The following is a 13,954-nucleotide window of genomic DNA, read 5'->3' as shown; positions in this document are numbered from 1 at the left end:
ATATGCAAAGGTCAGATTGTGCAACCCCTGCCCGAACGCGACTTGATCCGCGCACGAAAATCGTGCTCGCCGTCGTCGTTGGACTGTGCACGATTAGCGTGGTGAAGTTTCCCGTAACAGTGTCGGCACTGGTTATCACCCTCTTTTTGATTATTGCTGATCGCCTTTGGAAACTTCTGCTCTTTGCAGCCTCACTGCTGGCAGTCTTTGCCCTGGCCTTAGCATGTGGTGTGCTCACCACATCATTTTTATCTGATATTGCGCTCATTATCGGCGAGTACGGGATTAGACTGAGCATCATCGTGGCGATTAACGCTTGGCTACTCATGAGCACCGAACCTGCGGCACTACTCGCAGCACTTGAGCGTTGGCGACTGCCGCGCTCGTTCACGATTCCCATTGCAACAATGTTTCGATTCTTTCCCGCGGTTCTAAGCGAAGCGCGTGCAATATGGGATGCCATGCGCCTGCGCGGATTGTTCACGTCACCTTGGCATTTCTTGCTCAATCCGCTGCTCACTGCTGAATACTTGGTGGTGCCGCTCTTGGGCAGCACATTGCAAATTGCGGATAATATTTCGGCCTCAGCAATGACGCGCGGGCTTGGAGCTCCGCATCGCGCCACTTCAGTGGTGGAAATTGGCATCACATGGCGTGATCTATGTGCTTATGCTGTGTTAACGGTGTTTGTCGGCATATTTCTCGCCGCAGTGAGAGGAGCGCTCTGATATGACAACAGGTGAACTCTGCATTGAATTCGACGCGCTGCGCTTCGCATACGGTAATGCAGATTCAGCTGCGGCCGAACGCAACGAACCAATTCTTGACCTGGACGTTCGCATTCCACGCGGCCAATGTGTGCTGGTAACAGGTCCTTCCGGCGGCGGAAAATCGACCTTCCTCAAGCTCATTAACGGGCTGATCCCGCACTACAACGACGGCGTTCTCCGCGGCGAAGTAAAACTCCACAGTAGCGCCGGCACTTTTTCTCCGAGCAAGGAACCGCTGTGGCGCACTGGGCAGCACGTAGCGAATGTGTTTCAAAATCCAAATACGCAATTCTTTACCACAAACGTACGCTCTGAACTCGCCTTTTCCTTGGAAAATCGCGCCGTTAGCCCTCCTAAAATCAGACAGCAGGTGCAGCGGGGTGCGGCCGAGTTGAACGTTGGTCATCTCCTCAATCGCTCACTATTCGCACTCTCCGGCGGCGAAAGGCAGGCAGTTGCCACCGCGGCTGCATACGTTCAACAGCCCGACATCTACGTATTTGACGAGCCCACCTCTAGTCTTGATGCAGCGAGCATCGAGACTTTCCGCATCTCGCTTGAGAAAATTAAACAAAGCGGTGCCACAATTGTGATCGCTGAGCACCGATTTTATTTCCTCGAGGGAATTATCGATCGTGCGCTCGTCATCGACAAAACGCTTCAAGCCGATCTCACTGCCGATGATTTCTTTGCGATGGACGACGACGCCCGGTTGCGTTTCGGTTTGCGCAAGTTGAGCCGGCCACAAGTATCGGCGAGCTACCCAAGAGCACGGTTGAAGATTTCCGCTACCGAAATGCACAAGTTTGCATCCTCCGAGGTAATTCCGAGTGAAGGCGCAACGCCGTCTGCTGAAGGGGCGACGCCGGGTGTGGAGCGAGCTGTGCCTGCCGCGGGGCGAGCGCTGCCCGCCACTGAGCGTACGACGCCGTCGCACTTCCCTTGCGAGCAGGCGACAAGCGGTCTGGAACTGTGTGACGTCGCGATTGCCCTGCATGATCGGCACAGACTCATTCAAATCCCAGACGTAACTTTTGCACGTGGGAAAGTCAGTGCTATTGGCGGCAAGAACGGGATTGGCAAAACGACCCTGAACCGAACGCTCGTTGGACTTCACAAACATCGTCAAGGAGAAATTCTCCTCGACGGGCACAAGCTCTCTGCACGTGATCGGCTTGCCAGATCGTATTTTGTGATGCAGGACGTCAATCGTCAGCTGTTTTCTGATTCTGTAGAAGCAGAACTCATGATCGGCAACGTTACGAAAACGAATCGACATTCCGTTGCGGAAATTGACAAAACTCTGAAATTATTTCATCTCGACCATGTGCGCCATAAGCACCCGCTTGCGCTATCTGGCGGGCAAAAACAGCGACTCGTCGTCGCAACGGCATGCCTCATGGACAGAGATATTTATGTTTTTGACGAGCCAACATCCGGACTCGATTACAAGCATTTGCAATCGGTGGCGACGGCGCTCAAGTCACTCGCGAGCCAGAACAAGGTGGTCATTCTCGTCACGCATGATACGGAACTCATGAACGCCTGCGCTGACGTATTTTACGAGCTAGTGTAGCCGCAGGTCTTAGTAAGCTGTTAGCCTAGAAAGCTATAAACTAACGCACGAGTTCAAGTGGGCACCAACTGACAATGCTTTTCGAGTAGCCGTTTTTGCTACTACGCGAACAGCCGATTTCGCGACTGCTCGAGCAGCTGAGTTGCGACGAGCAGCTGCTCGTCGCAACAGATCGTTACTGTTTAACGACCAAAAATCCGGCCGAAAAATCCACCATTGCTTGTCTTCTCGCAGGTGCAACGCTGAGACTGTGGCACTCCCGCTAAAGCGGATTCAATATGCTGACCGCAACCTGCCCAGGTAGCTTTGCCGCAAGTAGAACATGTAACTTCGCTACACATAGGTAGCTCCTCTCTTTGATACTGCGTACATCAGAGCACGTAGCACTTTAAGTTTATGCGAGATCGAAAAATCGCTCATTCTCATTACACAGCCAATAATACCCTAGGGGGTATACTGTCGCAAGTGGATTGTGCTTGTGTATCCATACATAGTATCCAAACTCGACATGCATTTAATGAGAAAGCGGGCAATAGCTTTCGCTATTGCCCGCTAAATACTCACACGAATATGAGCTACAGATTATTCAGCTGCAGACTCTCCAACGCGTACGCGTACGAAGTCGGTTACCTTACCGCCAGACGAAGCGATAACCTGGCCAACCGTAAGCTTTGGATCGCGCGCAAAGGCCTGCTCTACCAACACGATCTGCTTGAAGAAGCCCTTGAGGCGACCTTCAACGATCATTGGCACAGCCTTTTCTGGCTTTCCTTCTGCAAGGGTGAGCTCAGTAGCAATACGACGCTCGTTCTCAACAACTTCAGCTGGAACATCCTCACTGGTCAAGTACTCTGGGCTGAGTGCAGCGATGTGGACTGCGACGTCGTGCGCAACGGAAGCTGCGGCGTCGTCGGTAGCCACAATCACGGCGACCTGTGGCGGAAGATCGGTTGCAGTGCGGTGCATGTAGGACTCAAGGTGAGCACCCTTGATAACCTCAACGCGACCCACAGCAAGCTTCTCACCGATAACGCCAATGAAGTTATTGACACGATCAGCAATCGTTCCATCTGCGTGAGGAGCAGCAAGAACTTCCTCAACGGTGGTTGCGCCAACTTCAACAGCGGCATCGAGAATCTCTTGCGCAAACGCGATGAACTTCTCGTTCTTGGCAACAAAGTCGGTTTCGGAATTTACTTCGACGATGTAACCAATCTGGCCATCTTCAGCGTCAACAATCTTGGAAAGAACGAGACCGTCCGATGCGGTGCGACCTTCGCGCTTTGCAGCGGTCTTGAGTCCCTTGAGGCGAAGAATTTCTTCAGCCTTTGCAACGTCTCCTTCAGCTTCCTGAAGAGCGTTCTTTACGTCGAGCATGCCAGCGCCGGTCTTATCGCGAAGCGCCTTGATGTCTGCGGCAGTGTAGTTTGCCATTATTTTCCCTCCGGAAATTTAGGTTTTCAGGCCTGTGGTTCTTCGGTCTTTTCTGCAGCTACTTCTTCAGTAGCGGCTTCTTCAGCAGCTTCAGCAGCAGGAGCAGTTTCACCTTCACCAGCAAGAACTTCGCGCTCCCACTCTGGCATTGGCTCTTCTTCAACCTGCTCAACGTTGCCCTTTGCGCCGCCACGGGCAAGAAGGCCCTCAGCTACAGCGTCAGCAACGACGCGGGTAAGAATTTCGATTGAGCGGATAGCGTCGTCGTTACCTGGAATAGCGTAATCAACTTCATCAGGATCACAGTTAGTATCGAGCACAGCAACAACTGGGATGTTGAGCTTCTTAGCTTCGGCAACTGCCAAATGCTCCTTGTTGGTGTCAACAATCCAGATAGCCGAAGGCGTCTTGGCCATATCGCGGATACCACCGAGAGTGCGGTCAAGCTTCTCCTTCTCACGACGCATCATGAGAAGTTCTTTCTTGGTGCGACCTGAGCCTGCGACGTCATCGAAATCGATGAGTTCGAGTTCCTTCAGACGCTGAATACGTGCGTGAACGGTTTGGAAGTTGGTGAGCATACCACCGAGCCAGCGCTCGTTAATGTAAGGCATACCAACGCGCTCTGCCTGCTCGCGGATAGGCTGCTGAGCTTGGCGCTTGGTGCCAACGAAAAGGATGTTGCCGCCGTGAGCAACAGTTTCCTTCACGAAGTCATAAGTGCGGTTGATGTCTTCAACCGTCTTCTGAAGATCAATAATGTAGATGCCATTGCGATCATTGAGAATGAAACGCTTCATCTTTGGGTTCCAGCGACGGGTCTGGTGACCGAAGTGGACACCAGCTTCAAGCAGCTGGCGCATGGTAACGACTGCCATGGTCGTCCTTTCTTAGTGCGGCGAACCGCGATTATCGGTTGATATCTGAAAACGGAATTGTTTTCAGACCCTGGCATGCATTTACCTACTTACGCGAAACGAATTCGCACCGAAAATAGATAACCCCGAAGGCGAGGCATACGCGAAGTCTGGAGCAGAACACTCGATTCATACTCGACAGCCTTTTTAGTCTACTCAAGAATGGCGCGAAAATGCTAGTTAGATCGCAGAAAAATCAATGTGTGAACCGACATATTCGCTATCTTTTTGGGCTTCGTTCTTCGCTACGTTTCTCGCGCCCTTTTCCTGAGTTCTTCTCGTTCCGTTCCCGCGCCTTTCCTAGTGTGTTTCCAGTACAAACATCTCGGGTCGATTCTTCTCTCGCTTCTTGTCCACAGCTTCGCGTTTCGGCTATCCAATCCACAGCTCATACCCGCGCCACCCAAACTCAAACCATTCGGCGCCAAGATACCTATATGTCTAAATCTATTATTCGAAGCATTTACGCCCTGACCTGCAGCGCTTCTCTTTTTGCATGTCAATATTTTGACATGCCACAAGCAATTGCAACGCAAAACCACCTCAGCCTAAACCAGCGCTCCCACACTATAGGCAATTTCAAAGAGCTCATTGGCGATCCCACCCCAACTTGGGAGGACTCCATAGATGCACTCCTAAATCCGCTGCCCAAGCGGCCGTATTCTTGCCCGCTTTCAAATGGTTGCACGGTAGTTCGCCCCTTTCAGATCGGCGAGCATGATTGGGAAAGCGCGCATCGCGGCGTCGATCTCAAAGTAGCGTCTGACCTGACCGTTTACGCTCCCGACGACGGCATCGTAAGTTTCGTTGGAGAAATCAATTTTCGCCCAGTGCTGTCAATTACTCACGAATCAGGCATACGCACCACTTACGAACCTGTCTACAGTGAGCTTCCGGTAGGCACTGAGGTAAAACGATCTGATCCTATTGGATCTGTGCTAATCGGACACTGTTCAATGCGAATCTGTCTTCATTGGGGAGCTAAAACCGCCGCAAATGCCTACATTAACCCAATATTTCTCCTAGAGCCTCAAGTAATACGGCTCCTGAAATAACCTAAAATCTCCCCTAACACAACATTTTGTCCTGTTCAGCTCGGTGTCCAGATAACAAGCGCATGAGCAAGATCAGTATCGCTTTTGCACCCAGTTATGCTCGCGGATGCGCCATCCCGAACGCGGCTCGCAGTCGATCATTAGATACATGCGTATAGCGCTGTGTTGTGGCCAATGAAGAATGCCCTAAGATTTCTTGCACAATACGCAGGTCAGAACCACCATCAAGTAAATGGGTGGCAGCGCAATGACGCAAATCATGTGGGCTAATCTCCGGAATCTGTGCTTCATCGGCGAGCTGGCACAACCGTTGGCGCACAACACGTTGATCAATTCGGTGTCCGCGTTTACCAATAAAGACGGCCTGATCTTGCCACCCCATCAATCGACTGCGTGCTTCAAGCCAGCGTTGAAGCGCTGCCCAGGCTGGTGCACCAATTGGCACCATACGCTCTTTATTTCCTTTACCAAGTACCCGAATAGTGCCATTGTCGAGCAGATCGGCGCGATCAAGGCCTACACACTCGCTTATTCGCATCCCAGCTGCATAAATAACCTCGAAGATAGCCCAGTCACGAACATCGAATGGATCGCCGGACTCAGCACGTGCCTTCAAGTACTCGAGAAAGTCTTCCACTTGCTTGTGTGAGAGAACAGTAGGCAGCTCATTACTTGCACGCGGAGCTTGAATCCGCAACGCTGCATCGGCATCACATATGCCGTTCTTGAACATCCAATGCGAAAATGTTTTTATCGATGCGCAATGGCGCGCCAAAGATGAACGTTTATGTCCGGCTGCCGACATTTCCGCCAACCAACTGCGCATATCAGTCACATCGATATTTTTCAAAAGATCTATCGCATTTCCAGTGCTAGTTCCAGCCACAAAATCACTTTGTCGGAACAGAAATGTCAAGAACGATTCAGCTTCGCGCACGTATGCCCGAACAGTATGCGCAGAATATCCTCGTCGCACACTGAGAAAAGTGGAATAATCCGCCACTAATTTCTGTATCGATGAATCAAACAGCATCGCGCCGTCATTGACTTCATCCACCAGCGGCTCCTTTCATCCACAGACCTTGATCATGCTTGACTCTACCTGTGATCAATAGTTTACCCAAGATCGATCGAGCTTCTTCGATGCTTATGCCCGCCAAGCGAGCGATACTATCTATCGGTGCACCGCGACGCACTGGCACAGCATCAAATAGACGCTCTGTGTTGGCATCATAGCTGCTATCACCAGCACCAGCGAAACAATCTATCGCAGCGTTATCGAGAAGATTCAACTGCCCGATACTACCAATCATCTCGCGAGCGTGTGCAGGTGTGGTAAGTAACGTTGCACCGTTGCGAATAAGTTCATTGCACCCCGCAGAAAAATGCGACTCTACAGATCCTGGGATTGCTCCAACCTCACGACCAATTTCCATAGCATGCCGCGCTGTATTCAATGCTCCGGAGCGAAATGATGCTTCAAAAACAATTGTCCCAGCTCCGAGGGCGGCTATTATCCTATTTCGTGCCAAGAACCGATGGCGTTGGGGTGCTGCCGCCAAAGGCGATTCAGAAATAATTGCGCCGTCATTTTTTAATACATCCACGAATAACTCGTGGTTCGATGTCGGGTACGAACGATCTACTCCACCGGCAGATACAACAATCGTTCGACCACCACAAGCCAAAGAGCCTTTATGCGCCCATGCATCGATCCCAAACGCGCCACCGGAAACGATCACGAAGTCTTTTGCCAAGTCATGCGCAAATTCTAAGGTAGTGCGCATCCCTAAACTACTCGCATCTCGTGATCCCACCAACGACACCATGGGGAGGCGCAAATTGCGAAGATTTCCTCGTACCCACAAGGCAAGCGGTTTTTCCATTCCCAAATCATTGAGTTGCTCTGGCCAATATTTATCACCAGGAATCACTATTGAGATTGCGAGCTTTGCCAGCACAGACACATCAAACTCAGGCAAACAGTCCAACCTTGCGCGCCACCTGCTGATCCGTTTAGTTAAAGCCGGCGAAGAATTGTGCAGCGATTCATCACCACTCTTCTGAAGTCGCGCGAGTGCTTCCACATATCCAAATTCCTCGATCCATTGATTTGCATAGACATCCCCTCCCTCAGCGATTTGTGACCACACGATTGCCGCTCGGTGCGCGTCGTCGACATCAGTGTTCATCAGTGCAGTACCCATAATTACACCTCTATTCCTTCCCCACGGAGGAGAAAAGCCTGGCTTAAATCGTCATCAGTGGGTTTGGCATTCCCGTGTAAATCCGCGAGACTCCATGCGATCCGCAAGATTCGGTCAAAGGCCCGCATCGAAAGTTTTCCCTCATAAATCTGGTTCTCCAGACTTCGGGAAACTTGAGAGTCTATGAGGGTATTTTTCCTTAACCAAGTGCCCGGTAGCTGTGCATTATTAGGTGTGCAGGGCATAACGCCATCGACAACTAGCTCCTTGTTCCGACGCTTTTGCCGTTCTCGCGCAGCTGAAACATTGTCAAAAATCATGGCAGTTGAGTATTGTCCCCCTAACTTAAGCTGCGCTTTTGTAGGCCTGCGCAATAGCAAACGCATATCTATCCGGTCGCGCACTGGTCCACCTAGATTTATTCGATACGACGAGCGTTCGCGCGGCGAACACGTGCATCTACCGTTTCCGTCGAGCAAATAGCCACAACGGCACGGATTCGCCGCCGCTATGAGTTGGAAGCGAGCAGGGTATGTTACGCGTGCGCGAGCGCGATACAAGTCGATATGCCCTGATTCCAGTGGTTGCCGCAAAGCTTGAATCGAGGAAGTAGAAAACTCTGGAAACTCGTCGCAAAAGAGCACGCCATGATGTGCGCGAGTTATTGCTCCTGGTCTTGGCACTCCATTCCCTCCTCCGATCAGTGCAGCAGTACTCGCAGTGTGATGAGGCGCCGCGTAAGGAGGACGCTCCGGCAAAGCTCGCACCGACTCCCCGAACACAGATTGGATAGCCGCCACCTCGACTGCTTCCTCTTGAGTGAGATTGGGCAAGAAACCCACAAAACGTTCTGAGAGCATGCTTTTTCCGACGCCGGGTGGGCCTATCATCAGCACGTGGTGACCTCCGCATGCCGCCACTTCCAAGCCATGAATTGCTTCGTCCTGTCCGCACACATCGGAGACGTCAAGCGACGGTTTATTTGAAGAAGAATCAGGCAGATCAACATACGGGGCCGTATTTGGAGATTTAGCAACCTTAGCGCTTTGTACTTTGGCAAGTTTCTGATCTCGTTCAATTGGTACGCCAAGCATCGTGGCAAATTCGCGCAAATGCGTCACCGCTCCGACGTCAATTTGTGCAACAAGTCTTGCTTCGTCACTGTTGTCTTGTGGCACAAATACTCGCTCAAACCCCTCCTGCCGTGCAGCTAACACAGCAGGCAAGATTCCGCGTACTGGGCGAACTGTTCCATCAAGCCCGAGTTCACCAAATACGCCGATATTTTGTGGAAGTTCTCTAAATCCTTGGGCACTTAATATTGCCGCTGCGATGCCCAAGTCAAAGCTAGTTCCCGTTTTTACCCGATCCGCAGGAGAAAGGTTGACAACTATGCGCATATTGGGCCATTGCAAACCCACATTTTGAAAAGCAGCTCGCAACCGCTCTTTTGCTTCGTTGACGGCAGCATCAGGCAAACCCACGATCATAAAATTTGGCAAACCGCTCAAAAGTGTTGCTTCGATCAGTACGCTCGTTCCGTTCAAACCAAGCAGACTAATGGTGCGTGATCGTCCCACCCGTACCACGCTCATACGATGTCCTTGATGTGCTGCAGAGTGTAGCCGTGAGTCTGAACGTGAACCCCTACGCTATCAATTGCCAATTTATTCGGATGCAATCCGGAATTGAGCACCCACTGAACCAAGAGCGCGCGTAAACGTTGCAATTTAGCAGGTGTAATCGCCTCTTCTGGTCTACCTGCCCCGATGCGCCGGCGAGTTTTTACCTCCACGGCCACGATCGCTTCCCGCTTCGGGTCATACCCGATTACATCTAATTCTCCTCCACGCGTTCGCCAATTAGATTCGTACACCACAAAATCGTGATTCTCGAGGTAGCGGCGGGCGCAGGCTTCGCCCCACCGCCCGAGATCTTGACGTGAACATCTCAGCAACTCATCGACGAGTGGAGTTTCAACAAAGTAGGATTCATTCGACATACCCACATTTGAGCACACAGCGTCGCCCAATGATTGCCGACCAAACCCCGCTGTGGATTCTCTTCACGTTCCAAGCGCTTGTGGGTAACTACCTGAACAGATCTAAGCGCACTTTATTCCGTCTAAATGCGCTTCACGCTTCTTGTTACGCGTTTTGTTTCAAGTTTAGCGGCGCGTCACTGGTTACTCGCTACTTACAACACGCTACTCGTTACTCACCACGCAAGCGCACGTCATTCGCGCTCAAAATCCAATTCGCGCGAAATATCCGGCTTATTAAGCTCTTCAACGTTTACGTCTTTGAACGTCACTACCCGCGCGCTACGAATGAAACGCGAGGAACGGTAGATATCCCAAACCCAAGCGTCCGTCATGATCACCTCAAAGAAAATATCTCCTGAGCTTGATCCACGCACATTCACATTCACATCATTGGCAAGATAAAAACGCCGCTCAGTTTCCACAACATACCGGAAAAGGTTGATCACATCTCGATACTCGCGATATAAAGCGAGTTCGCGTTCTGCCTCGTAGTTCTCGAGTTCGCTCATCATCATCCTTTCCCTTAGCTAGAAATACCAGGCAGTTTCCATGCCGTCCGGTGATAAATACTAGCGCCAAATTCCTTTAATGCTTCCACATGTTTTGGAGAAGAATAACCTTTGTTACTCCCCCAATCGTACTGCGGAAACTCCTGCGCCAACGACTCCATCAACGAATCTCGTGAAACTTTTGCTAAAACGGAGGCGCCGGCAACAACTGCGCACTGTGCATCGCCTTTGACGACGGTTCGCACAGGTACATCTGGAAGCTGCGGCACGGCGTCGAAAAGCGCACCAAAGCCGTCGCTAGTCCACCAGTCGTGTGAGCCGTCTAGCAGTACGGCGTCGATGTGAAATCCTTGCGCATAAAGCTCGTCCACTGCTCGCTTAGCCGCAGCGCGCAGACCTGCCACGATCCCCCACTTGTTGATTTCTTCAACGGTGGAATGTCCAACCGCCGCAGCTAATACCCATTCGCGGGTAGGTTCGACCAAGCTTTGCCGTACAGCAGGACTCAATAACTTCGAATCGCGTAATTTGTCAGGAAACGAATCGGTGGTAGTGCTGTCTATCAGAGCAATTCCAACCGATGCAGGTCCCGCCAACGAGCCACGCCCAACCTCATCGACACCGGCAAGAATAGGGTTCTCGCCTAAGCAGCTCATTTGCTCAAGCATTTCTTTTTCAATGAGTCGATCTGGTTTCATCCGCGTCGATTTACGGGCAATATTTTCCTTCGTAACCATGACAATCTCAGATTTGATAGAGCAGCAAATGCAGTGTGTTACTTTGCAGAAGATTCAGGTGCTGGGACATCGTCGAATACATGCGACGCATCTGGAATTCTGCCAAAACGACTCATCGGATATATCTTTAGCCAGGCACGGCCCTCAATATTGGCAATTGGCACAAACCCAAAACCAGTAGCCCGCTGGTGGAAGCGAGAATCCTTCGAATTAGAGCGATTGTCACCCATCACCCAAATATGATTCTGTGGCACAACCACGTCGAATTGATCCATCGAAGGCTGAATCCCCTGCGGAAGATAAGTTTCGTCGATTGGTTTGCCATTGACGAGAATCTTGGCGCCTTGACCAGCGCAACTCACGTGATCGCCCGGCATTCCGATAATGCGTTTGACCAAGTGCGTGCCAGCATTTTGTGGCAACAGACCAATAAGCTGACCAAAGTCTTTGAGCACACCCACTACTCCGCTGTTCTGTTCCACCGGAGCATCGTTGAGCCATTGGCCTGGATCAACAAAGACGACGACGTCGCCGCGTTGGAGCTCTTGCTCAGAATCAGCCAGCTTATTCACCATAATCCGATCACCCGGAACTAAAGTGTTCATCATGGATTCCGACGGAATCTCAAATGGTTGTACCAAGAAAGTTTTGAGCAAAACGGCGCAGAGCAAAGCAACGACGATCACAACTCCAAATTCGACCAACGAGGAGAGTATCCGCTGCCCTAGGCTCTTGGCAGGAACATCATCAGCTAGATCTTTACTGTCATTACTTTCTAGCGTCGCATCAGCGTGCTGAGCAGAATTACTATCGGTACGTTTCGCCGATGGATCTGGTGGAAACGACGGCGGCATCGTATCGTCGTCGTGCGCTAAACGGTTGACGTCCGACTGTTGCTCCATGCATTCTCCCAGCTCATCAGTTTTCTATATTGTATCGTTCTCGCAATTTTAGCATTGCACCACACGATAAATCGTACAAAACTCCGCTTATTACTTATAGCTCTCGGCACTGGTCAACACGCGCTGTTAAACCCAGCGAGCACACAACGCCCGCGTGATTTGCGCAGAGCAAAAGCAGCAAGAGCAATACGCTGTATATCTTACTAAGGTTTTGCGAAGTGATACACAATCAGGGCGCTATTACCCTCATTACTATGTTTCCGGAGTCGTTTGCACCGGAGCTCATGAGCTTGAGGCAGCGCTACGCCTTTGATCCAGTTTGATGCGTTTAATTCGGGCTATAGCCTCCTCCAACCAAAACTCGAGTCAAAACGACTTCTCACCCACCCAGAAACATTGCAACACCAACGAAAAACAGGAAAACTATCAATTGCCTTTGTCCGCTGCCCCGAATATAGTTCAGAGCTATTCTAGTGCAACACACGGTCGGAATCGGGATACCCACCAACTAGTAGCAAGGAAACCCAAACAAATAGGTTGGGTGGAACACTTTGAAATGCTCCACCCAACCTCCTGACTTGAACCGACCTCCATCGTCTCAATCAGCACATCAATAAATGTCGATTAGAGAATCGAAGAACTTATCAAAGCACAGTTTGTTATCGAGGTTTATTTACTGTTTTTCGTGAAGGAATATTCAAGTACAAGGAGGTAGAGAAAACAAAGAGCAACAAGAACAGCCCTTGATGCTGAATCATTCCTGACAATTAAGACTCCCAATGAACTTGCAATATAAACGACTGCGTAAATAACAGTGACCGGTGGATTACCAATTTGTTTCTTGATGATATAAATACCAAGCGATGCGAGTATCAAGATCTCGATAATTATCGGAAACGAAAGCACATCCATGAACGTCAAGTTATGTGCAAAGATCACTAATATTAATGTCCAGAATAATTCGGGAAGCGCTTCTTTGAAATTGGTAAATAAATTGGTGAGCAAAGTTATCGTCCTTCAATCTCTACATACAGTGGAGGAATTCCCCATTGGGAATAGAATGTAATTCCTTTCCCTTGGTTGATCGCCCCAACAACCTTAAGCGCAAGATCCGCAAAAAATGCTCCTCCCAAGAGAGCTGTAGCAATTCCAGCTACTGTCCCTAGAGGACCAGCAATTGAAGTAACCAGTGGCCAGACGGCAGCCACTGCTGCTGGTCCCCCTTGCGCTGCCGTGGCAAGGAACGCAAACGTTCCAGTCTTGAGGTCATAATTTGAAATATGGAAAAGGCTCGCACGACTAGCGGTAGCGGTTTCATTCCTTTCTGTGATGTTAACAGATCGCACCGATCCATCTGCGAACGAATGAAGAAGTTGAACCTCAGAAGGAGTAAATCCGTATTTCTCGACCAGAACGTCATCAGGAACGACAATTTTATATTTTCCGCCAGCGACGATGGATTTTTTGAATGCTGAACTTGAGTTAGCGATCTTTTGAGCCAGCGCAAGCGCGTCTTTTTCAGTCAATGAAATCCTGTTCGGGTTTGACTCATTCACTTTAACAATTGGTGATGTTGTAACTGGCGTTTCATTCTAAACTTGTCCAGCAATCCCCATACTTCCTATCGCAAGAGATCCGCTAACAATAATAGCTAGAATCGGTTTATTCATCTTAGCAAACTCCTCCACCTTCCCTATTGGTCTAACTGTTTAAGTCTATGCCTGTGCTTTTATCCTTGTACATAAGGATTTTTATTTTCTTGAGATCCGCATTTCAGAAGTTTGGCTCAGCTCCACTGGTAGT

The 13,954-nt window shown here is 50.3% G+C and carries 14 protein-coding genes; 3 read left to right on the top strand and 11 right to left on the bottom strand.

What is annotated here, in order from left to right:
* Positions 1-2 precede the first annotated feature (2 nt).
* Entirely contained in the window at positions 3-728 is a 726-nt protein-coding gene (locus EZJ44_RS02010) for an energy-coupling factor transporter transmembrane component T (RefSeq protein ID WP_131279632.1), read from the top strand.
* A 1-nt stretch (position 729) separates the two neighbouring features.
* Positions 730-2,346, top strand: a complete 1,617-nt coding sequence (locus tag EZJ44_RS02005; protein WP_131279630.1) for an ATP-binding cassette domain-containing protein — start codon at positions 730-732, stop codon at positions 2,344-2,346.
* Between the two features lie 182 nt (positions 2,347-2,528).
* Here the strand turns inward: EZJ44_RS02005 and EZJ44_RS08690 are convergent, their stop codons facing one another.
* From EZJ44_RS08690 to rpsB, 3 genes are all read right to left on the bottom strand, one after another.
* Positions 2,529-2,687 carry a hypothetical protein gene (locus EZJ44_RS08690; protein WP_165496078.1) on the bottom strand — a complete coding sequence of 53 codons (159 nt, stop codon included), beginning with the start codon at positions 2,685-2,687 and terminating at the stop codon, positions 2,529-2,531.
* Positions 2,688-2,928: 241 nt separating this feature from the next.
* Entirely contained in the window at positions 2,929-3,780 is an 852-nt protein-coding gene (gene tsf / locus EZJ44_RS02000) for a translation elongation factor Ts (protein ID WP_131279628.1), read from the bottom strand.
* Between the two features lie 26 nt (positions 3,781-3,806).
* A complete protein-coding gene (rpsB, locus tag EZJ44_RS01995) occupies positions 3,807-4,658 on the bottom strand; it encodes a 30S ribosomal protein S2 (protein ID WP_131279626.1) in 852 nt (283 codons plus the stop codon).
* A gap of 551 nt (positions 4,659-5,209) precedes the next feature.
* Between rpsB and EZJ44_RS08685 the strand changes: the two genes are divergently transcribed.
* Positions 5,210-5,752 (top strand): M23 family metallopeptidase, encoded by a 543-nt coding sequence (locus EZJ44_RS08685; RefSeq protein ID WP_165496077.1) that lies wholly within the window; start codon positions 5,210-5,212, stop codon positions 5,750-5,752.
* 94 nt (positions 5,753-5,846) lie between these two features.
* On the opposite strand, the gene EZJ44_RS01985 is transcribed toward EZJ44_RS08685, so the two are convergent.
* From EZJ44_RS01985 to EZJ44_RS01950, 8 genes are all read right to left on the bottom strand, one after another.
* A complete protein-coding gene (locus EZJ44_RS01985) occupies positions 5,847-6,809 on the bottom strand; it encodes a tyrosine recombinase XerC (RefSeq protein ID WP_241658551.1) in 963 nt (320 codons plus the stop codon).
* Positions 6,802-7,959, bottom strand: a complete 1,158-nt coding sequence (dprA, locus tag EZJ44_RS01980; RefSeq protein WP_131279622.1) for a DNA-processing protein DprA — start codon at positions 7,957-7,959, stop codon at positions 6,802-6,804. The genes EZJ44_RS01985 and dprA overlap by 8 nt, the downstream gene beginning before the upstream one ends.
* A gap of 2 nt (positions 7,960-7,961) precedes the next feature.
* The gene (locus EZJ44_RS01975; protein ID WP_131279620.1) at positions 7,962-9,554 is read right to left on the bottom strand and encodes a YifB family Mg chelatase-like AAA ATPase; all 1,593 of its coding nucleotides are present in this window, start codon (positions 9,552-9,554) and stop codon (positions 7,962-7,964) included.
* The gene (locus EZJ44_RS01970) at positions 9,551-9,961 is read right to left on the bottom strand and encodes a YraN family protein (protein WP_131279618.1); all 411 of its coding nucleotides are present in this window, start codon (positions 9,959-9,961) and stop codon (positions 9,551-9,553) included. The genes EZJ44_RS01975 and EZJ44_RS01970 overlap by 4 nt, the downstream gene beginning before the upstream one ends.
* Positions 9,962-10,194: 233 nt before the next feature.
* A complete protein-coding gene (locus EZJ44_RS01965; RefSeq protein ID WP_131279616.1) occupies positions 10,195-10,512 on the bottom strand; it encodes a DUF2469 domain-containing protein in 318 nt (105 codons plus the stop codon).
* A 14-nt stretch (positions 10,513-10,526) separates the two neighbouring features.
* Positions 10,527-11,249, bottom strand: coding sequence for a ribonuclease HII (locus EZJ44_RS01960; protein WP_131279614.1), 723 nt, complete (start codon positions 11,247-11,249; stop codon positions 10,527-10,529).
* 38 nt (positions 11,250-11,287) lie between these two features.
* A complete protein-coding gene (gene lepB / locus EZJ44_RS01955) occupies positions 11,288-12,151 on the bottom strand; it encodes a signal peptidase I (RefSeq protein WP_131279612.1) in 864 nt (287 codons plus the stop codon).
* Positions 12,152-13,158: 1,007 nt separating this feature from the next.
* The gene (locus tag EZJ44_RS01950; RefSeq protein ID WP_131279610.1) at positions 13,159-13,677 is read right to left on the bottom strand and encodes a hypothetical protein; all 519 of its coding nucleotides are present in this window, start codon (positions 13,675-13,677) and stop codon (positions 13,159-13,161) included.
* Positions 13,678-13,954 lie beyond the last annotated feature (277 nt).

The organism is Arcanobacterium bovis, assembly GCF_004331995.1.
GTDB lineage: Bacteria > Actinomycetota > Actinomycetes > Actinomycetales > Actinomycetaceae > Arcanobacterium_A > Arcanobacterium_A bovis.
This window is presented reverse-complemented; position numbering and strand designations above follow the sequence as displayed.